Genomic DNA, 23052 nt, shown 5'->3' on the forward strand with positions numbered 1-23052 from the left:
CTATACGGTGTACAGCATGTCCGCTCCCGACCTCTCGGCCCCGCCGCTCCAGCAGGCTCCCCAGGGCCATCCCCGCCGCTGGCTGATCCTCGGCGTGATCTGCCTAGCCCAGCTCACCGTGCTGCTCGACAACACCGTGCTGAACGTGGCGATCCCCTCCCTGACCGACCGGCTGCACGCGGCCACCTCCGACATCCAGTGGATGATCAACGCGTACTCCCTGGTCCAGTCCGGCCTGCTGCTCACCGCGGGCAGCGCCGCCGACCGGTACGGCCGCAAGAAGATGCTGATCGCGGGCCTCGCCGTGTTCGGCGTGGGTTCGCTGGCGGCCGGACTCTCCACCTCCACGGGCCAGTTGATCGCCGCCCGTGCCGGCATGGGCATCGGTGGCGCCCTGCTGCTGACCACCACGCTCGCCGTGGCCATGCAGATCTTCGCGCCCGAGGAGCAGCCGAAGGCGATCGGCATCTGGGCCGCGGTCAACTCCCTCGGCTTCGCGGCGGGCCCGCTGATCGGCGGTTTCGTGCTCGACCACTTCTGGTGGGGCGCGATCTTCCTGATCAACCTGCCCGTGGCCGCCCTCGGTCTGGTCGCCGTGGTGGCCCTCGTCCCGGAGTCCAAGGCCACGCGCGCCGTCGGCGCCTCCGGCCTGCCCGCCCGCCCCGACCTGCTGGGCGCGCTGCTGTCCACGATCGGTATGACCGCCCTGGTCTTCGCGGTCATCTCCGGCCCACACCATGGCTGGACCTCGGCCCGCGTGCTCGGCTCCGCGGCCGTGGCGGCGGTCGTGCTGGCCGTCTTCGCGTACTGGGAGAGCCGCACCGAGGAGCCGATGCTCGACGTCCAGTTCTTCCGGGACCGCAGGTTCACCGGCGCGGTCGCCGGCGCGGTGCTGATCACCTTCGGGATGGGCGGCGCGCTGTTCCTGCTCACCCAGCACCTCCAACTCGTCCTCGGCTACGGCCCGCTGGAGGCGGGAGCGCGCACCGCACCGCTGGCGCTCACCGTGGTCCTGCTCAACTTCAGCGGGGTCTCCGCCAAGTGGGCGGCCCGGCTGGGCACCCCGGTGGCGATCGCGCTGGGCATGGCGCTGATGGCGGGCGGCCTGGTCTCCATCGCCGAACTGGCCTCGACCGGGTACGCCGGGACACTGCTCGGGCTGGTGCTGATCGGCGCCGGGTGCGCGCTGGCCAACCCGGCCATGGCGCACGCCATCATGAGCGCCATCCCGCCGGAGAAGGCCGGGGTCGGCGCCGGGATCAACGGCACGCTGGCCGAGTTCGGCAACGGTCTCGGGGTGGCCGTGCTCGGCGCGGTGCTCAGCTCCTTCCTGGCCTCCGGCCGCACCCTGTCGGCCGGGCTGAGCGCCGGGCAACTGGTCGGCTCCGTCGCCGTGCTGGCCGGTGGCCTGGTCGCGGCGGCCCTGCTCAAGCGGGCCCAGCGCGATGCCGTCTGAGCCGGGGTGGCTGAGCCGCCCGGACCTGGCAAGGTGTGCGGTGAGCGACGGCCAACGGAGGGAAGCCCGGTGGTGAAGGAAGTCGGCCCCCAAGAGGAGGGCCCCAAGGCCGGGCGGCGCGGCAGCGTCTGGCTGACCGGCAAGGAGCGGCGCGCCCGGGGCGGCCAGCCCTCCGGCCTGGACCGGGACCGGATCACCGCGACCTCGGTCGCCCTGCTGGACGCGGAGGGCCTGGACCGCTTCTCCATGCGCCGCCTGGCGGCCGCGCTGAACGTGACCGCGATGTCCCTGTACTGGTACGTCGACACCAAGGACGACCTGCTCGAACTCGCCCTGGACACGGCTTTCGGCGAGCTGCCGCTGCCCGACCCCGAGGACGGCGCGGCCGACTGGCGCGAGCAGTTGCGCACCCTGGCGGTCGACTACCGGGCGATGATGGTGCGCCACCCCTGGCTGTCCCCGATCGCGGGCCGCTTCCTCAACATCGGCCCCAACTCCCTGGCCTTCTCAAGGGTGGTGCAGCAGGTGGTGGGCCGGGCCGGGCTGCCCGCGCACGGGGTCACGGGCGCTATCTCGGCCGTCTTCCAGTTCGTGTACGGCTACGGCACGATCGAGGGCCACTTCCACGCCCGGATCGCGGACACCGGGCTGAGCGCGGAGGAGTACTTCCAGCAGTCGCTGACCGTGGCCACCGAGGTGGCCGGGACCTCCGACGTGATGAAGGAGTCCTACGCCCTGATGGCCGCGCGCGGCGGGGACACGGTCCAGGAGATGCTCGACCGGGACTTCGCCTTCGCCCTGGACCTGCTGATCGCGGGCATCGAAGCGATGGTGGCCCGCGGCTGACCCTTCGCGGGGGTCGGCCACGGGCCACCAGGGTGTCGCCCTACGAGTCGGAGGCGAGCCGGGCCGGGAACCCGCCCGTCGCCACCGGCCCCCACCGCTCGGGCGTGACCCGGATGATGGACTTGCCCTGCTCGGCCATGGCCGTGCGGTACTCGTCCCAGTCCGGGTGCTCACCGGCGATGTTCCGGTAGTACTCGACCAGCGGCTCGACGGAGTCCGGGGTGTCCAGCACCTCGGCCGTGCCGTCGATCTGGACCCAGGGCCCGTTCCACTCGTCGCTCAGCACGATCAGGCTGACCCGCTCGTCCCTCTTGGCGTTCCGGGTCTTGGCCCGCTCCGGATACGTGGAGGCCACGATCCGCCCGGAGTCGTCCACCCCGCAGGTCAGCGGGGAGCCCTGCGGCGAGCCGTCGGAGCGCCGGGTCAGCAGGATGGCGCGATGGCGGGGGCGTACGAAGTCCAGCAGTTCCGGCAGGGTCACTTTGGTGTTCGTAGCGATGTTGGGAGCCATGCGCCGAGCGTAGGACGTGACCGGGTCAGAGGGCGGGCAGCGCGTCGCCCTGGACCGCCTGGATGTCCAGCTCGATCCGCAGGGTGGTGCCGATGGCGGCGATGCCCGCCTGGAGGACCTGGTTGTAGTTCATGGCGAAGTCGTCCCGGTGCAGCTCGGCCGTCGCGCGGAACGCGGCCCGCGTGCCGCCCCAGGGGTCGGCGCCGGTGCCGAGGTAGGCGAGGTCCAGGTCGACCTGCCGGGCGATCCCGTGCATCGACAGCTCGCCGTGCACGGTCCAGCGGTCCGGCCCGGCCTGGCTCAGCCCGGACGAGCGGTAGGTCAGCTCCGGGTACTTCTCCACGTCGAGGAAGTCGGCCGAACGCAGGTGGGTGTCACGCATCCCGTTGCCCGTGTCGATGGACTCCGCCCGGATGACCGCCTCCACGCGGGAGTTCGTGATGTCGTCGGGCGCGATCTCGATGCGCCCGCCGAAGTCGGTGAACCGGCCCCGCACGCTGGAGATGCCCAGGTGCTGGGCGACCGCGCCGACCGAGGAGTGCACGGGGTCGATGGTCCACGGGCCGGGCGGGGGCAGCTCGCTGCCGCCCTGCCGGGCCAGGGTGACCGCGCCGACCTCGGCCCGGCCGCTCGCGGTGACCAGGGCGCTGGAGGCGACGGGCGCGTATCCGACGGCGGTCACGATCACCGTGTACGCCCCCGGAGCCAGCGCGGTGTCGTCGCGCACCGCGCCCTCGGCGTCGGCCTCGGCCCGCAGCACCTGCGAACCGGTCATGTCGGCCACCGTGACCACCGCGTGCGAGACGGCCCAGCCGTCACGGGTGCGGATTCTCGCGGTCAGTGCCATGGCGTTCTTCTCCCTGCGCGGTGAGCGCGTGTCTGTCAGGGGACCGGCCCGTGGCCCGCACCATCGGCGGGCCACGGGCCGGTCGGATGAACTACTCGCCGGGGTGGGCGAGTTCGATGTCGTGACCGTCCGTGCCGGGACCGGCGACGGTCAGCGCGGTGGCCACCGGCGGGTAACCCGTGGCGATCACGGTGTACTCGCCGCCGTCCAGGTCGGTGAAGGCGTACGCGCCGTCCGCACCGGTGGTGGCGGTGCCGACCACGTTGCCCGCCTGGTCGACCAGGGTGACGCGGGCGTCGGCCAGCGGGCCGTGCGGGGCCCGGACGACACCGCTGAGCAGCGCGCCGGTCTCCAGGTCGACCTCCACGCGGGTGACCCCGGTGGTGGCGACCTCCACGGGCAGCGCACGCGGCCGGTAGCCGCCCGCGTTGACCGCGATCGTCACGGTGCCGGGCACCAGCTCGGTGAACCCGAACTCGCCCTGCTCGCCGGTCTGCGCGGCGGCCAGCAGATCACCGCGCACGTCGGTGACGACGACCATCGCGTCCTTCACCGGCAGCGCGCTCCCGGCCGCCCGGACCACGCCGGTCAGCCCGCTGGTGCCGCTGAGCAGGATGTCGTACGACAGCGGCTCCTCGCCCACCACCACGGTGGACGCCTGCGGCTGGAAGCCGTCGGCGGAGGCGATCAGCACGTACGAGCCGGTGCCGGGGGCGGCCAGCGTGTAGGAGCCGTCGGCCTGGGCGACCGCGCGGCCGAGCTGGCGGCCGGCCAGCGAGATCAGCGTGACCGCGGCCCGCGGGACCGGGGCGCTCTCGGCGCCGCGCACGAAACCGTGCACCGGGGTGCCGCCCGAGGCGCCGGCCTCGCCGGCCATGGCGACGGCCGTCACCTGCGGGGCGGCCGCGGTGGCCGTGCCGTCGGCCGAGGGAGCGCCCTCGGTGGCGGCGACGGCCATGGCCGGGACCTGCTGGGCCTCGGCCACCGCGGGGGCGGCGGCCGGGTCGGTGACGGGGGCCTGGGCCTCGGAGGACTGCGCCAGCGCGCCCTTGGTCTTCAGCGGGACCTCCTTGATGAACAGGGTGATCAGGAACGCGATGGCGGCGAGCGCACCCGCGATCATGAAGACGTCGGCGATGCCGTGGCCGTACGCGCTCTCCAACAGGTTCCGGATCGGACCCGGGAGGCTGTCCATATCCGGGATGGTGTCGGTCGAGCCGGACTTGGCCATCGCGGCCTGGTACTTCGGGCTGAGGGCGCCGATGCCGTCCGTGACGTAGTGCGTGATCCGGTGGGCCATCACCGCGCCGAGCGCCGAGACGCCCACCGCGCCGCCGAGGGAGCGGAAGAAGGTGACCGTGGAGCTGGCCGAGCCGAGGTCGGAGGGCGCCACCTGGTTCTGCGTGGCGAGCACCAGGTTCTGCATCATCATGCCGATGCCGAGACCCAGCAGGGCCATGAAGATGGCCATCTTCCAGTAGTCCGTGTCGTACCGGATGCCGCCCAGCAGGAGCAGTCCGGCGGTGACCAGGACGCCACCGCTGACCAGCCACGCCTTCCAGCGGCCGGTACGGGTGATGAACTGACCCGAGACGGTCGAGGAGATGAACAGACCACCGATCATCGGGATGGTCAGGATGCCGGACATCGTCGGGGACTTGTCGCGGGCGAGCTGGAAGTACTGGCTGAAGAACACGGTGCCGCTGAACATGGCCACACCGACGAACAGCGAGGCGAGCGACGCGAGCGTGATGGTGCGGTTCTTGAACAGGCGCAGCGGGATGATCGGCTCGCTGGCCTTGGCCTCGACGAGCACGAACAGCGCGCCGAGGACGATCGAACCGGCGACCATCGCGTAGGTCTGCCAGGACACCCAGTCGTACTTGTCACCGGCGAAGGTGACCCAGACCAGCAGCAGCGAGACGGCGGCCGAGATCAGGGCGGCACCGCCCCAGTCGACCTTGACCTCGCGCTTGACCACGGGCAGGTGCAGGGTCTTCTGCAGCACGATCAGCGCGATGACCGCGAAGGGCACACCGACGTAGAAGCACCAGCGCCAGCCCAGCCACGAGGTGTCGGTGATGACACCGCCGAGCAGCGGGCCGCCGACGGTGGCGACGGCGAAGGTCGCGCCGAGGTAGCCGGAGTAACGGCCACGCTCACGCGGGGAGATCATCGCGGCCATGACGATCTGCGCCAGGGCGGACAGACCGCCGACGCCGATGCCCTGGACGACACGGCAGGCGATCAGCATGCCGGGGTTCTGCGACAGACCGGCCGCCATCGAACCGACGACGTAGATGACCAGGGCTATCTGGACGAGCGCCTTCTTGCTGTACAGGTCGGCGAGCTTGCCCCACAGGGGGGTCGCGGCCGTCATCGACAGCAGGGCGGCGGTGACGACCCAGGTGTAGGCGGACTGGCCGCCGCCGAGGTCGCCGATGATGTGCGGGAGGGCGTTGGAGACGATCGTGGACGACAGGATCGCCACGAACATGCCGAGCAGCAGCCCGGAGAGCGCCTCCATGATCTGCCGGTGGGTCATCGGGGCCTCGTCGGCCCCGCCCCCGTGCTTGGCGTGAGCCCGCACACCGGATGGTGTGGTCGTTGCCATGGGCTTCCTTTACTTACGTGATCGCGGGTGTACGGGTTTCCTCGGACACGGGGGCGGCCGGTCTCGGCACTCCGGAGCGGCAGTCGCCGAACGACGCGCGCAGCCGGGTCATGAGCTGGATGAGCTGGGCGACCTCGTCGTCGGTCCAGTCGCTCAGCCGCTCGGCCATCAGCCGGCTGGTGCGCAGCGACAGCTCCACGAGCTGGTCGTGGCCGGCGGGCGTCAGGCGCAGGATGCGCGAGCGCTTGTCCGCCGGATCAGGCGAGCGCTCGATCCAGCCGCGTGCGGCGACGTGGGCGACGTGCCTGCTGGTGACCGACATGTCGACGGCGAGCAGCTCGGCGAGCTTGCTCATGCGCATCTCCTCGTGGCGGCCGAGCAGGGTCAGCACGGCGGCCGAACCGGCCGGGCAGTCGGGCGGGAGGATCCGCCCGATGTCGCGCTTCACGGCGCCGACGGCACTGAGCTGACGTGCCAGCTCCTCGAACTGCGCCCGCTCGGCCATCACACCTCCCGTATTCGTTGCTTCGGGCAACCATAGAGATACTTGGTTGCTGTAGGCAAATAGATCAGTGGCCGACGGCGCAAAAACTTGGCAAAGGCAAGTATTGCGATCGTAAACGCGCAGGTGGGCACGGGCGGCCTGCCCGGCTCTGTCCCCATGGCCCCGCACTTGGGGCCGGCACCCGGATTCGCTAGTGTCTCGGCTCATGGCTAACACCCAGGGCCCACAGGGCAATTACGACCCCGCAGGCAGCACCCAGATGTTCCGCGCGTTCGTCGACGAGACTCCCCCGGTTCGCCAGCAGGAGGCCGCTTCCTCCGGTCCCCGAGTCGGCCTGATCATCGGCGTCATCGTGGCCGTGGCGGTCGTCGCCGCTGTCGCCTGGCTCGCGCTGAAGTGACCCCCGGCTCCGTCCCGGAGCCCCATCCGGCGGGCGGTACCTGAACACGCCCGCCGCTCACGGGAGCCGTACGGCTCCCCGCATGCCCGCGGCCCGCGTCCGCGCCGAAGCGCGCGACACGGGCCGGGCGGGCCTGCCGCCGGTCAGTCCGAGACGAGACCTTCCCGGAGCTGGGACAGCGTGCGGGTCAGCAGCCGGGAGACGTGCATCTGCGAGATGCCGACCTCCTCGCCGATCTGCGACTGGGTCATGTTGGCGAAGAAGCGCAGCATGATGATCCGGCGCTCCCGCGGCGGCAGCTTGGCCAGCAGTGGCTTGAGCGACTCCCGGTACTCCACGCCCTCGAGCGCCGTGTCCTCGTAGCCGAGGCGGTCGGCCAGCGAGCCCTCGCCGCCGTCGTCCTCGGGGGCCGGGGAGTCCAGCGAGGAGGCGGTGTAGGCGTTGCCCACCGCCAGACCGTCGACCACGTCCTCCTCGGAGACCCCGAGCGCGGCCGCGAGCTCCGGCACGGTCGGGGAGCGGTCCAGGCGCTGGGACAGCTCGTCGCTGGCCTTGGTCAGCGCCAGCCGCAGCTCCTGGAGCCGGCGCGGCACCCGCACCGACCACGAGGTGTCGCGGAAGAAGCGCTTGATCTCGCCCACGACCGTCGGCATGGCGAAGGTCGGGAACTCCACGCCCCGTTCGCAGTCGAAGCGGTCGATCGCCTTGATCAGGCCGATCGTGCCGACCTGGACGATGTCCTCCATCGGCTCGTTGCGCGAGCGGAACCGGGCCGCCGCGTACCGCACGAGCGGGAGGTTCAGCTCGATCAGGGTGTCCCGGACGTAGCCCCGCTCGGGGCTGTCCTCGCCGAGCGCGGCGAGCCGCAGGAACAGGGAGCGGGAGAGTGTGCGGGTGTCGATCTCCCCGGAGAGCACCGGCAGTTGCGCGGTGTCCTCGGCGGCCGGAGCCGTGTCGGGCGCCGGTGCCGGGGCGGCGGGGGCGGGCGTGGCGTCGAGGGCCTGAGCGCCCTCGAAGCCGTCGATGACGTCGAGAGCGTCGAGCTTCTGCGGCGCTGCCACGGTCTTCGTGAGCACCTTCGAGCTGCCCTGTTCTGCGGACATGCCACCCCCTTTGGGTCGCGGGACGGTCGCGGCGCACTGCCCTGATCGGACAGCGCGGCCTTCACCTGAATACCGGAGCCGAAGCCTCGGCAAACGCGCTTCCCGCAGAATGTCACATGTCGGCAACGCGCTGTAGTGACATGTCGACACGTGAGACGCCAAGAAGCCCTGGCAGAACGGGGTCTGACGGGCTTTCGGCGCACAATTGCCGACACCGACCGCGCGGCGTGATTCGCTCCTGGCGGTGATCATTCGATCCCGCATGCGAACGGGCGCTACCTGCTCTTTTCCGTTCCGTGCTCCCGTGCGCCGGTCATGCCTCGATCCGGTTGGCGGACCGGAGCCTCTGGAAGCTCCGGGCGAGCAGCCGGGACACATGCATCTGGGAGACACCGAGTTCGGCGCTGATCTGCGACTGGGTCAGGTTGCTGTAGTAGCGGAGCAGGAGGATGCGCTGCTCGCGCTCGGGGAGCTGGACGAGCAGGTGCCGGACCAGGTCGCGGTGTTCCACGCCGTCCAGCGCCGGGTCCTCGTACCCGATCCGGTCCAGCAGTCCGGGCAGCCCGTCGCCCTCCTGGGCGGCCTCCAGGGAGGTGGCGTGGTACGAGCGTCCGGCCTCGATGCAGGACAGCACCTCCTCCTCGCTGATCCTCAGGCGCTCGGCGATCTCGGCGGTGGACGGGGATCTGCCGAGCGCGGTGGTGAGGTCCTCGGTGGCCCCGTTCACCTGCACCCACAGCTCGTGCAGCCGGCGCGGTACGTGCACGGTGCGGACGTTGTCCCGGAAGTACCGCTTGATCTCGCCGACCACGGTCGGCATGGCGAAGGTCGGGAACTGCACGCCCCGGTCGGGGTCGAAGCGGTCGATGGCGTTGATCAGCCCGATGGTGCCGACCTGGACCACGTCCTCCATCGGCTCGTTGCGGGAGCGGAAGCGGGCGGCGGCGTAGCGCACCAGCGGGAGGTTGGCCTCGATGAGCGCTCCGCGTACGCGGTTGTGCTCCGGCGTGCCCGGCGTCAGGTTCTTCAGCTCGCCGAAGAGCACCTGGGTCAGGGCGCGGGTGTCGGCGCCCCGGCGCTTCTCGGGAGGGGGTGTGGCGGAGGGTTCTGGGAGGGTCGCGGGCGCCTCCGCCTGGGGCGGCGCAGTACTGGCCGACACGGTCAACGCCACCTCTTCATCGGTCAATCATCCGTCAAAAGCGGTCATAGCATCACAAGACATGTGCACTGTGTGCAAGCACCGCATAACGCCGTGTTGGGCCTCAAACGACGCCAATGGATGGATCGAGGCATGCGAAAAGCCCCCCGCCGTGGAGGCGGAGGGCTCGCGGTCCGGACCGTGGTCCGGGCTCAGAACTCGTAGTCCGCGATCACCCACGTGGCGAACTGGCGCCACAGGGCGACGCCCGCCTGATGGGCGGGGTGGTCCAGATAGCGCTGGAGGGCGCCGGCGTCCTCGACGGAGGAGTTGATGGCGAAGTCGTAGGCGATGGGGCGGTCGGTGACGTTCCAGCCGCACTCCCAGGAGCGCAGCTCCTCGATCTGCCCGCCGAGGGCGCGGAACGCCTCGACGCCCGCTTGGACGCGCGGGTCGTCGCGCTCGACACCCTCGTCGAGCTTGAACAGGACCAGGTGCCGGATCATGCGACGTACCTCTTGCTCTTTCGGCCGGGTCAGCTCTTCCCGCCGTCGACGACCCAGGTCATGAAGTCCCCGATGGCCCCGGCGGCGTCCGATATGCCCTCGAAGGCTATCTGGACGTAGTCGGCGGCCTTGGCCGGGTCCGTGATGATCACATACATGGCGAAGCCGACGAGCGCGAACACGACGATCTTCTTGGCGTTCACCGCCACCGCGGCCTCCCCTGTCTCCTGTGCCCCACGGACCTGCCTGCGGCGGTGAGTGTAGCCGTCACGGGCCTCGGTGCACCCAACAGGGCGCGTGTGATCGGTACTTGGGGCGGCCGGGGTCGGGACGCACGAAGGGCCCCGTCCGTGGACGGGGCCCTTCTGAAGCGGTAGCGGAGGGATTTGAACCCTCGGTGACTTGCGCCACACTCGCTTTCGAGGCGAGCTCCTTCGGCCGCTCGGACACGCTACCGAGGGAGACCTTACAGCAAGGTGCCCCATCGGCAGAAATCGATGGCCGACGGCCCTTCCGGTGACCCTGACAGGGGCCTTCGGGGGGCCTTCTCAGCGGCCCCGGAAGAACTCGGTCAGCGGCCGGGCGCACTCCTCGGCGAGCACGCCCTCGACGACCTCAGGCCGGTGGTTGAGCCGCCGGTCGCGTACGACGTCCCAGAGCGAGCCGGCCGCGCCCGCCTTGTCGTCGCGGGCGCCGTAGACCACCCGCTCGACGCGGGACTGGACCAGCGCGCCCGCGCACATCGTGCACGGCTCCAGCGTCACCACGAGCGTGCAGCCGGTCAGCCGCCACTCGCCGAGCGCGGATGCGGCCCGGCGCAGCGCCAGCACCTCGGCGTGCGCGGTCGGATCGCCGGTGGCCTCGCGCTCGTTGTGCCCGGTGCCCAGCACCGTGGTGCCGTCCGGGCCGAGCACGACGGCGCCCACGGGTACGTCGCCGCCGAGCGCGGCCCGCCCGGCCTCGGCCAGGGCGAGCCGCATCGCGGGACGCCAGGGGTCACGCACCGGGTCCACGGTTCCTCGGGTCTCGTGCGGAGCGGTCAGCGGACGGTCTCCAGTACCTCCGAGGCGCCCAGCGCCTCGGCGATCGTGCCCAGGGCGTCATCGGCGTCCAGGGCACGCAGCGCCCTCTCGCCGATGCCGAGATCGCCGAGGATCAGGCGGTCGCCGACCGGGCTGTGCGGGACGGCGTCGGCGTCCGAGGACTCCTCGCCGTCGTCCTCGTCGGACTCGCCGTCCTCCGTGCCGTCGAGGTCCAGGGAGTCCAGGTCCGGCCCGTCGTCGGCGCCGGGCTCGCGGCCCAGCAGCTCATCGGTGAGCAGCAGCTCCCCGTAGGCGCTCCGGGCGGCCGCGGCCGCGTCGGAGACGTAGATACGGGGGTCCTCCTCCCCGTCCACGCGGACGACCCCGAACCAGGAGTCCTCCTGCTCGATCAGGACGAGCACCGTGTCCTCCTCCGGCGACGCCTCGCGGGCGAGGTCGGCCAGATCGGACAGGGTCTCCACATCGTCGAGCTCCGTGTCGCTCGCTTTCCACCCGTCTTCGGTGCGCGCGAGCAGTGCGGCGAAGTACACCGTGACTCTCCCACTGGTCATAGGCGTGCCGGTTGGGGGTCCCCCCGGCGGAGGTCCGGGCGGGAGGGAGCTGATGCGCTCCGGGGTCCGCCCACTGGGAATCGTGGCAGAAACAAGTCGCTCAGGGGACGTCTTCGGCTCCCTGTGTCCGGCTGTTTCGGTCGTCCGCCGTCAAACGGCCGACCGTGGGTCCGTGAAGGGCTCACCAGCACACCCGCCGCCGCCACCTGCGGATCGTACGCGGCGACGCGGGCGCCCACGCACGCCCGTCTCCGCGGCCGCGGGACGGGCGCCGATCATCCTCGCCGGGAGCTTTCCCCGGTGCTTGCTGACAGGACCGTACGACGGCGGGGGCTACCAGCGGAACGTTCGCATGCGCATGGCGTGGCGCAGCCGGGCCGCCTTGGCGCGGCGCGGCTGGACCCGGTCGCGCAGTTGCCGGGCCTCGGCCAGGTCGCGGAGGAACTGGGCCCGCCTGCGCCTGCGTTCGGCGTCCGTCTCGGGTCGCGGGAGCCTGAAGGGCCCGAGCTCCCCGATCGTCGCCCGGCCGTTCTCCGGCAGGTCTGGCAGGTCAGTCACGGTCTCACCACCCAGGTCGGTCTCCACCGCATTCCCCCGGACGGGCGGTTTGATGCCGACACGAGGCACGGGGCGGGCACGGTTACTGTTGAAGACATGCGTCTCCACGTCGTCGACCACCCTCTGGTCGCTCACAAGCTCACCACGCTGCGCGACCAGCGCACCGACTCCGCGACCTTCCGCCGTCTCGCCGACGAGCTGGTCACCCTGCTCGCCTACGAGGCCACGCGTGACGTGCGCACCGAGGCCGTCGACGTCCAGACTCCGGTCGCGCGGACGACCGGCGTCAAGCTCGCCCGCCCGCGCCCGCTGGTGGTGCCGATCCTGCGCGCCGGTCTCGGCATGCTGGACGGCATGGTCCGCCTGCTGCCGACCGCCGAGGTGGGCTTCCTGGGCATGATCCGCAACGAGGAGACGCTCCAGGCGGAGACCTACGCCTCCCGTATGCCGGACGACCTCTCCGGCCGCCAGGTGTACGTCCTGGACCCGATGCTGGCCACGGGCGGCACCCTGGTCGCGGCCATCCGCGAGCTGATCGCCCGCGGCGCCGACGACGTGACCGCCGTGGTGCTGCTGGCCTCCCCGGAGGGCGTCGAGGTCCTGGAGCGCGATCTCGCGGGCACCCCGGTCACCGTGGTCACGGCCGCGGTGGACGAGCGCCTGAACGAGCAGGGCTACATCGTCCCCGGCCTGGGCGACGCTGGCGACCGCCTGTACGGCGCCGCCGAGTAGTGACGTGGACGGGGCCGCCCGACGGGCGGCCCCGGTTCAGCAGGTCTTCTTCTTGGCGGTCGTGACCGCCGCGACCTGCTCGGGCGCGGTCAGCTTGGTCACCGCGCTGTCGGCCGCCGGCCGCTGGGTGAGGGTCTTGAACCCGTCCCCGATGACCAGGTCCAGGGCGGCGCCCTTGCGGGCGGCGTCGGTGCGGCGCTCGGCGTCGGTGAGCTGGGTGCTCAGCACCGGCAGCGTGCTGTCGAGCGCGGACGCGGGACCGATGAGCATCCCGGTGCCCTTGACCTTCTTGTCGAACTGCTTGTCGGCGTTGCCCACGTCGCCGATCTTGAAGCCGCGCTTCTTCAGCTCGTCCGCCGTCTGCTTGGCGAGCCCGGAGCGCGTGGTGGCGTTGTAGACGTTCACGGTGATGGTGCCGGGCTTGGGCAGGGCCTTGACCGGAGCCGCCTTGGCGACCTTGGTGCGGCAGTCCGCCGCGTGGCCGGACACCGAGCCGTCGCCGCCGGTGAAGACGTCGATGAGCTGCAGCGTGCCCCAGCCGGCGACGCCCAGCGCGGCCACGGAGGCCACGACGGCGGCGACGAGCCTGCCGCGTCGCCGGGGCGGGCGCATCCGAGGGTAGGTGTCCCCTGTGATCCGGTATTTGCCGCCCATGCCGGGGGGAGTCAGCATGCTCATGAGCGCAGCGTAGTGCGCCGGGGCCGCGATGCCTATTAGATGATCAGTCCATCCGGCCTAGCGGAACCCGAAAGGGGTAACCGGCGGGCCGTACGGGTCAGTCGGGCGCGCGGAACGGCTCAGCCCAGTTCGAGGACGCGCGCGTGCAGCACCTGGCGCTGCTGGAGTGCGGCGCGGACCGCGCGGTGCAGTCCGTCCTCCAGATAGAGGTCGCCCTGCCACTTCACGACATGGGCGAAGAGGTCGCCGTAGAACGTGGAGTCCTCGGCGAGCAGCGTCTCCAGGTCGAGCTGCTGCTTGGTGGTCACGAGCTGATCGAGGCGGACCGGGCGCGGCGCGACGTCCGCCCACTGCCGGGTGCTCTCCCGGCCGTGGTCGGGGTACGGCCGGCCGTTTCCGATGCGCTTGAAGATCACACGGAAAGCCTACCGGGCCAGACGTTCCGGGCGCAGCCATGGCGGCGGAGTGCGACGCTGAAAATGACACGGCAAAGCGGGCATTACGGGGACTACCGGCAGTGGTGGTCACCGGGACAGGGGCCTTGAGATGACCGACAGCGCGACCACGCCCGCCGCCGACGGCTCCGGCCCGCCGCAACTGCCCGCCCCGGCCCGCGAGATCGCCGCCGGGTACGCCTTCACCGGCCCCGCGCTCGACCTCGGCGCGCTGCTGTGGGACGGGGTGTGCCGCCCGGACGCGCAGGTGCGGGTGCCGCTGCCGATGCTCAACCGGCACGGGCTGGTCGCGGGCGCCACCGGCACCGGGAAGACCAAGACGCTCCAACTGATCGCCGAACAGCTCTCCGCCCAGGGCGTCCCGGTGTTCCTCGCGGACGTCAAGGGCGACCTGTCCGGCATCGCGCGGCCGGGCCAGGGCGGGGAGCGGGTGAGCACCCGGGCCGCCGAGACCGGGCAGAGCTGGTCGGCGCGGGGGTTCCCGGTGGAGTTCCTGGCGCTCGGCGGGATCGGCCACGGCATCCCGGTGCGGGCCACGGTCACCAGCTTCGGGCCGGTGCTGCTGTCCAAGGTGCTGGGGCTGAACCGCACTCAGGAGCAGTCCCTCGGACTGGTCTTCCACTACGCCGACACCAAGGGCCTGGAGCTGATCGACCTCAAGGACCTGCGCGCGGTCGTCGCCTTCCTCACCTCCGACGAGGGCAAGCCCGAACTGAAGGGCATCGGCGGGCTGTCCACCGCCACCGCCGGGGTGATCCTCCGTTCGCTGACCGCGTTCGAGGCGCAGGGCATGGCGGACTTCTTCGGCGAGCCCGAGTTCGACACCGCCGACCTGCTGCGCCTCGCGCCGGACGGGCGGGGCGTGGTGTCCGTGCTGGAGCTGCCCGCGGTGCAGGACAAGCCGCGACTGTTCTCCACGTTCCTGATGTGGCTGCTGGCCGACCTCTTCCACGACCTGCCCGAGGTGGGCGACGTGGACAAGCCGAGGCTGGTGTTCTTCTTCGACGAGGCGCATCTGCTCTTCCACGACGCCTCCGACGCGTTCCTGGACGCCATCACCCAGACCGTGCGGCTGATCCGGTCCAAGGGGGTCGGCGTCTTCTTCGTGACCCAGACCCCGAAGGACGTGCCCTCCGACGTCCTCGGCCAGCTCGGCAACCGCGTCCAGCACGCCCTGCGCGCCTTCACCCCGGACGACCAGAAGGCGCTGAAGGCGACCGTGAAGACCTTCCCCGACTCCCCGTACGACCTGGAGGAACTCCTCACCGGCCTCGGTACCGGCGAGGCGGTGATCACCGTGCTCAGCGAGGACGGCGCCCCGACCCCCGTCGCCGCCACCCGGCTGCGAGCGCCGGAGTCCCTGATGGGTCCGGTGGACGCGGGCGAGCTGGACGGGGCGGTACGGGATTCGCCGCTCCACGGACGTTATGCACAGGCTGTGGACCGAGAGTCGGCGTACGAGAGGCTGGCGGCGGCAGCGGCGGCCCCGCAGCCCCCCGCCGAACCCGCCCGGAAGCGGGAGAAGGCCCCGGCCGAAGACCCCTCGCTGGTGGAACAGGTCGTCGGCAGCGGCATGTTCAGGTCGCTGGCCCGCTCGATCGGCAGTCAGCTCGGCCGGGAGATCACCCGTTCCCTCTTCGGTACGGCCCGGCGGAGGCGGTGACCCGCCCCCGCCATCGCGTCAGCGGCGCTCCTCCTTCGGCGGCCGCTGCCGCTGCCGCTGGGCTGCTTCACCGTCGGGCCGGTGCGGCGCGTTGCGCCTGGCCTCCGCGCGCAGCAGCGCGCGCAGGACCGCGTAAGGGTCGATGGGCATGAGTGTGGTCCTCCTGCTCGGAACTGACAGAGCTGTGCCGACTGCTCGGCTCCGTCAGCAGCGCAGGACGACCGTGCGCAGCAGGGGTGCGGTGGACGGGGGCCGCGTCCGCTCCGGGCCCGCCTTCGCGCCGGGTGGGGCGGGGGCCGGGCCGGGGAAGGGAGCGGTGCGGTCGGGGACCTCGGCGCGGTGCGGGGCGCGTGCCCCGGAGCGGGCCGGGGTGGCCGGCACGTCGTGCTCGCACTCCTGGACCGAGACCGACACCGGTCCCGCCTGGGCCACCGCCACATGACCGCCGGGCACCGACAGGGCGAGCAGCAGCACGAGCGCCCGGTACCAGAGCCGGACGCGCGAGACGCGAGGACGTGCGGTGCTCACGCAGGTCATCTCCCCACCGGAAGCCCCCGCTCCGCCTTTGGCCGCCCAGATCCGCCCGCTCGGCGTACGGGAGCGGCGGGAGGTTGACGACCAGGGGGAGCGAGGGGCGGGTGGGGAGTCAGACCGTCTGCGGGATCTCCTTGGCCCGGCTCTTGATCCGGATGGCGGTGATGATCTCGACGATGCCGACGACGATCAGCCACCAGCCGCCGACCAGTGTCAGCACGGCCACCGACTCGAAGGGGGAGTCGATCAGGACGATGCCGGCGATGAAGGTGACGATGCCGAGGAAGATGTGCCAGCCGCGGGCGGGCATGTCCTTGTCGGAGATGGCGGCCATGGTCTGGGTGACACCCCGGATCAGCCAGCCGATGCCGATCCACAGGGCGAGCAGCAGGATCGACTGCATCGGCCCCCGGAAGCAGAGCAGGCCCAGCAGGATCGACAGACCGCCGCTGAGGAAGGCCAGCACCCGCAGCGAGGTCTTCTTGTGCGTGCCGAAGGCGGAGACCAACTGGAAGACACCGCTGACCAGGAGGTAGAGGCCGAACAGCACGCCTACCGCGAGCAGCGTGACCCCCGGCCAGATCAGCACCAGGATGCCCAGGATGAGTGAGGCGATGCCGGTGAGCAGGACGACCTGCCAGGCCGCCTTGGAGAGTGCGTGCAGGGGGCCCTCGAGCTGCGAGTCCGGCTCGTGGTGCTCGCCTGCGGCGCGCTCGCGGTCCTTCTCCATGCGGAGCGGCTCGGGGCCGCCCCGGCCTGCCTCGGGTGCGCCGGGCTGGGCCTGGCCCGCGCCGGCGTTCGGGTCGTACGGGTGGCCCTGCGTGGGGCCGCCGGTGGGTGGCTCGGTCATGTTCCATGCTTGGACCGAAAGAGGACATTCCGCCACTCGGGGGCACCCGGCCGGCGGTTACCCCTTCTTCGGCGGGGCGGCCTTCGCGGCCTTCGCGGCCGCCTTCATCTCCTGCTTGTGCGCCCGCACCTTGGCCAGCGACTCCGGGCCGGTGATGTCGGCGACGGAGCGGTACGACTTCGCCTCGCCGTACGCCCCGGCGGCCTCCCGCCACCCTTCGGGTGCCACGCCGAGCTGCTTGCCGAGCAGGGCGAGGAAGATCTGCGCCTTCTGCTTGCCGAACCCCGGCAGCGCCTCCAGCCGCTTCAGCAGCTCGGGCCCGCTGCCGGCGTCCCGCCAGACCGCCTCGGCGTCACCGTCGTAGTGCTCGACCAGGTACTGGCACATGGTCTGCACCCGCTTGGCCATCGACCCCGGATAGCGGTGCACGGCCGGCTTCTCGGAGAGCAGGGCCGCGAACTCCTCCGGGTCGCGGGCGGCGATGTCGTGCGCGTCCAGGTCGTCGGTGCCCATGCGGCGCGCGATCGTCTCCGGGCCCTTGAACGCCCACTCCATCGGGATCTGCTGGTCCAGCAGCATCCCGGTGAGCGCGGCGAGCGGGCTGCGGCCGAGCAGTGCGTCCGCGTCGGGGTCCTGGGCGAGGTGCAGGGTGACGTCCATGCGTCCATGATCCCGTGCGGGGACTCAGTCCGCCCGCCAGTACCCCAGCGCGTGCACACGCGCCTTGGGCACGTTCAGCTCCTTGCGGACGTACGAGCCGAGGGCGCGGGTCGTCGCCGTGTCGCAGGCGATCCACACGTACGGGTGCTCGGTGCCGGACAGGACGCCGGGCAGCTCGGCCCGGACCCGCTCGACGAGGTGCCGGCCCGCCTCCCGGCGCGGTACCTCGCGGATCTCGTGCCGCTCCGGGTCGGCGCCCGAGGGGAGTCCGTCGAGGGTGCCCTCGAACCAGACGGTCGCGGGGGCCGAACCCAGTTCCGTGAGAAGGGAGTTGATCGCGGGCAGTGAGGCGGTGTCACCGACCACGAGGACGTGCGAGGGGTCGGGTTCGGGGCGCTGGAAGCCGGTGCCCTGCACGGTCGCCTCGACGGTGTCGCCCTTCCCGGCCGCGCGGGCCCAGTCCGAGGCGCACCCCTCGTGCAGGGCGAACTCCAGGGCGAAGGTGCCGGTCGCGGGATCGGGGTCGACGACGGTGTACGCGCGCTGGTGGGGGCGGCCGTCGTCGGAGAACCACAGGCGGACCCACATCGTGGGGTGCACCCCGGTCGCCGCGAGCAGCCCGCCGTCGGTCATCCATAGCCGCCGGTAGTCCGGGGTGACGTCCTCGGTGCCGGTCACCGTGAACGTGAAGTCCTTCGCCCGCAGCAGCTTGAGCACCGCGCCTTCCCAGCCCCGGCCCATCGTCTCTCCGCCCCTCGCGTACGATTCCCTCACCTGTTATGAAGTTAGGCAAGGCTAACCTAAAAGGAAAGGGTGCTCCAGGGTGACCACCGAGACCTACCGCGACGCCTGGGGCATCCCCCATCTGCGCGCCACCAGTGCCCGTGAACTCGCCCGTGCGCAGGGGCGGGTGACCGCGATCGACCGCGCCTGGCAGGTGGAGGTCGAACGGCATCGCGCCCGGGGCACCTCGGCGTCCTTCCTCGGTGCCTCCGCCCTGTCCTGGGACGTGCTCGTCCGCCGCGCCCGCCTGGACGACACCGCGAGGCGCTGCTTCGCCGCGCTGGAGAGGCGGGACCCGGAGACGGCGGACTGGGTCCGCGCCTACGCCGACGGCGTCAACGCGGGCCTGCCCGAAGGGGCCGCGCGTACACCGGAGTTCGCGCGGGTGGGGCTCGCCCCCGGCCGCTGGGAGCCGTGGACCCCGCTCGGTGTCTGGCTCGGCACGCACATCCTGTTCGCCGGGTTCCCGGCCAAGCTGTGGCGCGAGGAGGCGATACGGCACCTGGGTCCGGAGGCGGTCGGGCTGTTCGCCACGGACGGCCCCGGCACCGCGGGCAGCAACGGCTGGCTCCTCTCCGGCGCCCGCACCACCACCGGCCTGCCCCTGATCGCCGGCGACCCGCACCGCTTCCTGGAGGAGCCCGGCGTCTACCAGCAGATCCGCCTCTCCTGCCCCGAGTTCGACGTCACCGGCCTCGCCGTCCCCGGCGTCCCGGGCATCGCCCACTTCGCCCACACGGGCACGGTCGCCTGGGCCATCACCAACGCCATGGCCGACTACCAGGACCTCTACCGCGAACGCCTCCGGCGGACGGGCGCGGGGGTCGAGGCCCTGTCCCCGGACGGCGGCTGGCACCGGGCCGCCCGCCATGTGGAGGTGGTGGAGGTCGCGGGGGAGGCGGCCGTGGAGATCGAGGTGATCGAGACGGAACGGGGGCCGGTGATAGCGGGCGGCCCGGAGGGTCTTGGGGGCCTGGAGGGCGCGGAGACGTCTTCCGCGGGGGTGCGTGGGCCGGGGGCCGATCCTGGCGACGCATCGTTTCCGGAGCCGTACGGCGAACCCGCCACAGCCGTCGCCCTGCGCTACCCGCCCCGCGTCACGGAAGACCTCGGCTTCAGCGCCCTGCTCCCCCTCCTGAGAGCCCGCACCGTCGCCGACGTGGACCGGGCCCTGGACGCGTGGGCCGAGCCGGTCAACGTCGTGCAGGCCGCCGACACCGAGGGCGCCGTCCTCCACCGGATCGCCGGCCGCGTCCCCCTCCGCTCCCGCACCAACAGCCTCCGCCTGGCCCCCGCCTGGGAGGCGGGCCACGAATGGCAGGGCTGGCACACACCCCCGTACGCCACCCTGGAGAACGGCGTGGCCGTGATGGCGAACCAGCGCGGTCCCGCCACCCCCCTGGGCGTCGAGTTCGCCCCACCGCACCGGGCCGAGCGCATCCGCACCCTCCTCGGACAGCGCCCCACCTGGTCCGCCGCCGACCTCCCCGCCATCCACACCGACACCCACCTGGCCTCCGCCGCCCCCCTCCTGGACCACCTCGCCGGACTCGACGCCCTCACCCCCGAAGCGACCCGCCTCCGCGAGAGCCTGCTCTCCTGGGACCGCCACATGGACGCCGACAGCACCGGGGCGGCGACGTACGCGGCCCTGCGCACGGCGGTCGTACGCCGCCTCGCCGCCCACCCCGCCTTCGCCGCCCTCACCGAACCCCCCGCCTATCCCGAGGTCCTCCTCCCCTGGATGTCCCTCACGGCCCGCATCGGCTTCGCCCTCGAACACCTGCTCAAGGCACAGGAGTTGTACGGGATCGACCGCCGCGAGACCGTACGCGCGGCCCTGGAGGAGACCGCGGCCGCGCCCCCCGCCGGCCCCTGGTCCGACTCCCACCGAGTGGCCCCCTGGCGGGCGCTCCCCGAAGGCCCGTACGCGGAACCGGGCTTGGCCGGCGACCACGACTGCGTGAACTGCACGACCGCGGTCCCCGGCATCACCGACCTGGCCGCCCGAGGCCCCGCCGCCCGCTACGTCTGGGACCTCGCCGACCGCGCCGACAGCCGCTGGATCGTCCCCTTCGGCGCGGACGGCGTACCCGGCAGCCGCCACCATCGCGACCAACTCCCCCTGTGGCTCGCGGGAGAACTCGCCCCGGTGGTCACCGACTGGACCCGGCTCACGCTCGAACACTCCGAGATCTCCGAGGAAACACATGTCTGACGCCATGACCCGACTCCCCGCCCACGAACAGCACATCCCCGACTACGGCACCGTCCGCATCCGCCCCTTGGACCCGGAGACGGACACCCCGGTGGTCCACGCCTGGGTCAGCGAGGAACGAGCCGTCTTCTGGGGCATGACCGGCCTCACGGAAGCCCAGGTCGGCGAGATCTACACCCACATGGCCACCCTCGACACCCACCACGCCCTCCTCGTCACCAAGGACGGCGAACCGGCCGCCCTCCTCCAGACGTACGACCCCGCGGCCGACCGCGTCGGCGAGTGCTACGAGGTCCGCCCCGGCGACATGGGCGTCCACCTCCTGCTCGCCCCCGCCGCCCCCGGCGGACACCGCCCCGGCTGGACCTCCGCCCTGCTGACCGCGATGGCCCAGTACGTCCTGCTGGTGCTGGGCAACAGCCGGATCGTGGTCGACCCGGACGTGCGCAACACCAAGGCCGTCGCCCGCTTCGAGCGCCAGGGTTTCGCCCCCGGCCCCGAGGTCGTCCTCCCCGAGATCGACCTGCCGGACGTGTACCTGCCCGAGAAGCACGCCCGGCTCGCCTTCCTCACCCGCGAGACCGCCTTCCCGGAGGCCACCGGTACGGTTTGAGCGCGCGGCCGCGAACATCCGTAACTGCGGGGGACGAGTGTGTTCCGAAGACGGAGGCTGGGCGACGTGCGCGACCGTGAACGAGTGCTCAGGCGCGTGCTGTTGGCCACCGTGAGCATGGTCCTGCTCGTCCTCGGCAGCGCGTCCCCCGCCTCCGCGCACGCGGCCCTGCGCACGACCGACCCGGAAGACGGAACGATCCTCCAGCGGGCCCCGCGCACGCTGACCCTGACGTACACCGAGTCGGTGGGCCTGCTCACCGACTCGTTCCGCGTCTACGACCCCGAGAACCACCGCCTGAGCACCGGCCAGGCCGACCACGCCCCCGGCCGGTCGGACACGGTCCGTGTGCCGCTTCCGGCGCGGCTGGCGAAGGGCACGTACGTGGTGGCGTGGCGCGTGGTGTCCGCCGACAGCCACCCCGTCTCCGGCGCGCTCACCTTCTCGGTGGGCGAGCGCACGGTCACGACGGCCACCGCGCCCGGCCAGACGGAGAACCGGACCACCACCAGCCTCTACAACATCGCCCGCTACCTCGCGTACCTCGCCGCGACCGTGCTGCTGGGCGCGGCCGCGTTCCTCGCGTACTGCCGGCCGCCCCGCCGCGCGCCCCTGCGCCCGCTGTTCCTCGCGGGCGGCGCCACCCTGCTCGGCTCGACGCTCGCCCTGCTCCTGCTGCGCGGCCCGTACGAGGAGGGCACCGCACCGACGTTCGCGTCCCTGGGCCGCACCCTGACCACCCGGCCCGGTGAACTCCTGCTCGCACGGCTGGCGTTGCTGCTGGTGGCGGCGGTCTGCGCGGTGTGCCTGCGCCGCTGGGGCGGGGCCGTGCCGCGCCCGGCCGCCCTGACCGCCGGCGCGACCCTGGCCCTGGCCCTCGCCCTGACCTGGTCGGCAGCCGAACACGCCTCCGCCGGCATCCAGGTCCCGCTGGCCATCGCCTCCACCACCCTCCACCTGCTGGCGACGGCTGCCTGGCTGGGCGGTCTCGCGGCCCTGCTGCTGACCCTGCGCTCCACGGTGCCCCCGCAGGTGATCACCCGCTTCTCCCGCCTCGCCCTCACCTCGGTGATCGTCCTGGTGGTGACCGGCGTCTACCAGTCCTGGCGTGGCCTGGGCACCTGGCAGGCGCTCACGGAGACGACGTACGGCCGCGTGCTGCTGGCGAAGCTGGCGGCGGTGGGGCTGCTGCTGGCGGCGGCGGCGTGGTCCCGCCGGTGGACGGCGCGGCTGGCGGTGCCGGCGGCGAAGATCCTGGAGCCGGCGGGCGGCCCGGCGCTCCCCGCACCCGCGGTGGCCGACGCACCACTCCCCTTCCGCCACCTGCGCCGCTCGGTCCTGGCGGAGGCGGCGGTCGGTGTGGTGGTCCTGGTCCTGACGACCCTGCTGACCAGCACCCTGCCGGGCCGGGCGGCAGAAGAGGCGGCGACTGCGGAGACGGGCATCCCGGCCGCCTCGGTCACGACGGTCCCGTTCGCGGTGGGCGACAGCGGCCACGGCAAGGTCCAGATCACCTTCGACCCCGGCCGCGTGGGCCCGAACTCCGTCCAGGCGGTGGTCTACGGCGCGAACGGCGCCCTGGCGGCCGTCCCCGAACTCCGCATCACCATGACGCTCCCGGCCCAGCGCCTGGGCCCCCTGGACACCGGGCTCACCGACCGCGGCGGCTACTGGGCCACGAACTCCTTCGACCTGCCGATCCCCGGCACGTGGACGATGAAGGTGACGGTACGGGTGTCGGACCTGGACCAGGTGACGGTCTCGCGCACGGTACGGGTGGCACGCTGA

General features: G+C 72.2%; 26 protein-coding genes and 1 tRNA gene. 8 read left to right on the forward strand and 19 right to left on the reverse strand.

Annotated features, from left to right (window positions below; genetic code table 11):
- The first annotated feature begins 16 nt into the window (after positions 1–16).
- Positions 17–1456 (forward strand): MFS transporter, encoded by a 1440-nt coding sequence (locus tag HEK131_RS00915; protein WP_244333268.1) that lies wholly within the window; start codon positions 17–19, stop codon positions 1454–1456.
- Between the two features lie 69 nt (positions 1457–1525).
- Positions 1526–2302: a TetR/AcrR family transcriptional regulator gene (locus HEK131_RS00920; RefSeq protein WP_244333270.1), complete on the forward strand. Its 777-nt coding sequence runs from the start codon at positions 1526–1528 to the stop codon at positions 2300–2302.
- A 40-nt stretch (positions 2303–2342) separates the two neighbouring features.
- On the opposite strand, the gene HEK131_RS00925 is transcribed toward HEK131_RS00920, so the two are convergent.
- From HEK131_RS00925 to HEK131_RS00940, 4 genes are all read right to left on the reverse strand, one after another.
- Positions 2343–2813 (reverse strand): PPOX class F420-dependent oxidoreductase, encoded by a 471-nt coding sequence (locus tag HEK131_RS00925; protein WP_161189571.1) that lies wholly within the window; start codon positions 2811–2813, stop codon positions 2343–2345.
- A gap of 25 nt (positions 2814–2838) precedes the next feature.
- Positions 2839–3660: a YceI family protein gene (locus HEK131_RS00930; protein WP_244333271.1), complete on the reverse strand. Its 822-nt coding sequence runs from the start codon at positions 3658–3660 to the stop codon at positions 2839–2841.
- A gap of 91 nt (positions 3661–3751) precedes the next feature.
- A complete protein-coding gene (locus HEK131_RS00935; protein ID WP_244333273.1) occupies positions 3752–6274 on the reverse strand; it encodes an MFS transporter in 2523 nt (840 codons plus the stop codon).
- 13 nt (positions 6275–6287) lie between these two features.
- Positions 6288–6779 carry a MarR family winged helix-turn-helix transcriptional regulator gene (locus HEK131_RS00940; protein WP_217462373.1) on the reverse strand — a complete coding sequence of 164 codons (492 nt, stop codon included), beginning with the start codon at positions 6777–6779 and terminating at the stop codon, positions 6288–6290.
- Positions 6780–6984: 205 nt separating this feature from the next.
- On the opposite strand from HEK131_RS00940, the gene HEK131_RS00945 reads away from it, so the two are divergent.
- The gene (locus HEK131_RS00945; RefSeq protein WP_161150299.1) at positions 6985–7179 is read left to right on the forward strand and encodes a hypothetical protein; all 195 of its coding nucleotides are present in this window, start codon (positions 6985–6987) and stop codon (positions 7177–7179) included.
- A gap of 143 nt (positions 7180–7322) precedes the next feature.
- Here the strand turns inward: HEK131_RS00945 and HEK131_RS00950 are convergent, their stop codons facing one another.
- The 8 genes from HEK131_RS00950 to HEK131_RS00985 form a co-directional block, all read right to left on the reverse strand.
- A complete protein-coding gene (locus HEK131_RS00950; RefSeq protein ID WP_217462374.1) occupies positions 7323–8282 on the reverse strand; it encodes an RNA polymerase sigma factor SigF in 960 nt (319 codons plus the stop codon).
- A gap of 313 nt (positions 8283–8595) precedes the next feature.
- Positions 8596–9447 carry an RNA polymerase sigma factor SigF gene (locus HEK131_RS00955; RefSeq protein WP_202494712.1) on the reverse strand — a complete coding sequence of 284 codons (852 nt, stop codon included), beginning with the start codon at positions 9445–9447 and terminating at the stop codon, positions 8596–8598.
- 185 nt (positions 9448–9632) lie between these two features.
- On the reverse strand, positions 9633–9926 hold the full coding sequence (locus HEK131_RS00960; RefSeq protein ID WP_217462375.1) for a Dabb family protein: 294 nt from the start codon (positions 9924–9926) through the stop codon (positions 9633–9635).
- A gap of 29 nt (positions 9927–9955) precedes the next feature.
- Positions 9956–10135 (reverse strand): hypothetical protein, encoded by a 180-nt coding sequence (locus HEK131_RS00965; RefSeq protein ID WP_161146439.1) that lies wholly within the window; start codon positions 10133–10135, stop codon positions 9956–9958.
- 162 nt (positions 10136–10297) lie between these two features.
- Positions 10298–10382, reverse strand: a tRNA-Ser gene (locus HEK131_RS00970).
- A 92-nt stretch (positions 10383–10474) separates the two neighbouring features.
- Complete coding sequence (gene tadA, locus HEK131_RS00975) at positions 10475–10906, reverse strand: tRNA adenosine(34) deaminase TadA (RefSeq protein WP_244451917.1); 432 nt, start codon at positions 10904–10906, stop codon at positions 10475–10477.
- A gap of 59 nt (positions 10907–10965) precedes the next feature.
- Positions 10966–11499: a hypothetical protein gene (locus HEK131_RS00980; RefSeq protein ID WP_244451918.1), complete on the reverse strand. Its 534-nt coding sequence runs from the start codon at positions 11497–11499 to the stop codon at positions 10966–10968.
- Positions 11500–11853: 354 nt separating this feature from the next.
- A complete protein-coding gene (locus HEK131_RS00985) occupies positions 11854–12069 on the reverse strand; it encodes a hypothetical protein (protein ID WP_432215687.1) in 216 nt (71 codons plus the stop codon).
- A 105-nt stretch (positions 12070–12174) separates the two neighbouring features.
- On the opposite strand from HEK131_RS00985, the gene upp reads away from it, so the two are divergent.
- Positions 12175–12810, forward strand: coding sequence for a uracil phosphoribosyltransferase (upp, locus tag HEK131_RS00990; RefSeq protein ID WP_161146440.1), 636 nt, complete (start codon positions 12175–12177; stop codon positions 12808–12810).
- 36 nt (positions 12811–12846) lie between these two features.
- Here the strand turns inward: upp and HEK131_RS00995 are convergent, their stop codons facing one another.
- Positions 12847–13488, reverse strand: coding sequence for a LytR C-terminal domain-containing protein (locus tag HEK131_RS00995; protein ID WP_244333275.1), 642 nt, complete (start codon positions 13486–13488; stop codon positions 12847–12849).
- Positions 13489–13607: 119 nt separating this feature from the next.
- On the reverse strand, positions 13608–13904 hold the full coding sequence (locus HEK131_RS01000) for a type II toxin-antitoxin system VapB family antitoxin (protein ID WP_003986294.1): 297 nt from the start codon (positions 13902–13904) through the stop codon (positions 13608–13610).
- A 130-nt stretch (positions 13905–14034) separates the two neighbouring features.
- Between HEK131_RS01000 and HEK131_RS01005 the strand changes: the two genes are divergently transcribed.
- Positions 14035–15606: a helicase HerA-like domain-containing protein gene (locus HEK131_RS01005; RefSeq protein WP_244333276.1), complete on the forward strand. Its 1572-nt coding sequence runs from the start codon at positions 14035–14037 to the stop codon at positions 15604–15606.
- 18 nt (positions 15607–15624) lie between these two features.
- On the opposite strand, the gene HEK131_RS30090 is transcribed toward HEK131_RS01005, so the two are convergent.
- The 5 genes from HEK131_RS30090 to HEK131_RS01025 form a co-directional block, all read right to left on the reverse strand.
- Positions 15625–15756 carry a hypothetical protein gene (locus HEK131_RS30090; protein ID WP_279614237.1) on the reverse strand — a complete coding sequence of 44 codons (132 nt, stop codon included), beginning with the start codon at positions 15754–15756 and terminating at the stop codon, positions 15625–15627.
- A gap of 54 nt (positions 15757–15810) precedes the next feature.
- Positions 15811–16134: a hypothetical protein gene (locus tag HEK131_RS01010; RefSeq protein WP_244333278.1), complete on the reverse strand. Its 324-nt coding sequence runs from the start codon at positions 16132–16134 to the stop codon at positions 15811–15813.
- Between the two features lie 118 nt (positions 16135–16252).
- Positions 16253–16870, reverse strand: coding sequence for an HdeD family acid-resistance protein (locus HEK131_RS01015; RefSeq protein WP_374201444.1), 618 nt, complete (start codon positions 16868–16870; stop codon positions 16253–16255).
- A gap of 177 nt (positions 16871–17047) precedes the next feature.
- Complete coding sequence (locus tag HEK131_RS01020) at positions 17048–17650, reverse strand: HhH-GPD-type base excision DNA repair protein (protein ID WP_217462379.1); 603 nt, start codon at positions 17648–17650, stop codon at positions 17048–17050.
- Between the two features lie 24 nt (positions 17651–17674).
- The gene (locus HEK131_RS01025; protein WP_244451920.1) at positions 17675–18391 is read right to left on the reverse strand and encodes a siderophore-interacting protein; all 717 of its coding nucleotides are present in this window, start codon (positions 18389–18391) and stop codon (positions 17675–17677) included.
- Positions 18392–18473: 82 nt separating this feature from the next.
- Between HEK131_RS01025 and HEK131_RS01030 the strand changes: the two genes are divergently transcribed.
- From HEK131_RS01030 to HEK131_RS01040, 3 genes are all read left to right on the forward strand, one after another.
- Positions 18474–20651, forward strand: a complete 2178-nt coding sequence (locus HEK131_RS01030) for a penicillin acylase family protein (RefSeq protein WP_244333280.1) — start codon at positions 18474–18476, stop codon at positions 20649–20651.
- A complete protein-coding gene (locus tag HEK131_RS01035; protein WP_244333281.1) occupies positions 20644–21264 on the forward strand; it encodes a GNAT family N-acetyltransferase in 621 nt (206 codons plus the stop codon). Before HEK131_RS01030 ends, HEK131_RS01035 begins: the two co-directional genes overlap by 8 nt.
- A 117-nt stretch (positions 21265–21381) precedes the next feature.
- The gene (locus HEK131_RS01040; protein ID WP_244451921.1) at positions 21382–23052 is read left to right on the forward strand and encodes a copper resistance CopC family protein; all 1671 of its coding nucleotides are present in this window, start codon (positions 21382–21384) and stop codon (positions 23050–23052) included.

It is taken from the genome of Streptomyces seoulensis (assembly GCF_022846655.1).
Taxonomy (GTDB): Bacteria; Actinomycetota; Actinomycetes; order Streptomycetales; family Streptomycetaceae; genus Streptomyces.

Coding starts and splice junctions, on each gene's coding strand:
- HEK131_RS00915 (WP_244333268.1), top strand. CDS start 17: ATGTCCGCTCCCGACCTCTCGGCCCCGCCGCTCCAGCAGGCTCCCCAG.
- HEK131_RS00925 (WP_161189571.1), bottom strand. CDS start 2,813: ATGGCTCCCAACATCGCTACGAACACCAAAGTGACCCTGCCGGAACTG.
- HEK131_RS00930 (WP_244333271.1), bottom strand. CDS start 3,660: ATGGCACTGACCGCGAGAATCCGCACCCGTGACGGCTGGGCCGTCTCG.
- HEK131_RS00935 (WP_244333273.1), bottom strand. CDS start 6,274: ATGGCAACGACCACACCATCCGGTGTGCGGGCTCACGCCAAGCACGGG.
- HEK131_RS00940 (WP_217462373.1), bottom strand. CDS start 6,779: ATGGCCGAGCGGGCGCAGTTCGAGGAGCTGGCACGTCAGCTCAGTGCC.
- HEK131_RS00945 (WP_161150299.1), top strand. CDS start 6,985: ATGGCTAACACCCAGGGCCCACAGGGCAATTACGACCCCGCAGGCAGC.
- HEK131_RS00950 (WP_217462374.1), bottom strand. CDS start 8,282: ATGTCCGCAGAACAGGGCAGCTCGAAGGTGCTCACGAAGACCGTGGCA.
- HEK131_RS00960 (WP_217462375.1), bottom strand. CDS start 9,926: ATGATCCGGCACCTGGTCCTGTTCAAGCTCGACGAGGGTGTCGAGCGC.
- tadA (WP_244451917.1), bottom strand. CDS start 10,906: ATGCGGCTCGCCCTGGCCGAGGCCGGGCGGGCCGCGCTCGGCGGCGAC.
- upp (WP_161146440.1), top strand. CDS start 12,175: ATGCGTCTCCACGTCGTCGACCACCCTCTGGTCGCTCACAAGCTCACC.
- HEK131_RS00995 (WP_244333275.1), bottom strand. CDS start 13,488: ATGAGCATGCTGACTCCCCCCGGCATGGGCGGCAAATACCGGATCACA.
- HEK131_RS01005 (WP_244333276.1), top strand. CDS start 14,035: ATGACCGACAGCGCGACCACGCCCGCCGCCGACGGCTCCGGCCCGCCG.
- HEK131_RS30090 (WP_279614237.1), bottom strand. CDS start 15,756: ATGCCCATCGACCCTTACGCGGTCCTGCGCGCGCTGCTGCGCGCGGAG.
- HEK131_RS01015 (WP_374201444.1), bottom strand. CDS start 16,870: ATGGAGAAGGACCGCGAGCGCGCCGCAGGCGAGCACCACGAGCCGGAC.
- HEK131_RS01020 (WP_217462379.1), bottom strand. CDS start 17,650: ATGGACGTCACCCTGCACCTCGCCCAGGACCCCGACGCGGACGCACTG.
- HEK131_RS01025 (WP_244451920.1), bottom strand. CDS start 18,391: ATGGGCCGGGGCTGGGAAGGCGCGGTGCTCAAGCTGCTGCGGGCGAAG.
- HEK131_RS01035 (WP_244333281.1), top strand. CDS start 20,644: ATGTCTGACGCCATGACCCGACTCCCCGCCCACGAACAGCACATCCCC.
- HEK131_RS01040 (WP_244451921.1), top strand. CDS start 21,382: ATGGTCCTGCTCGTCCTCGGCAGCGCGTCCCCCGCCTCCGCGCACGCG.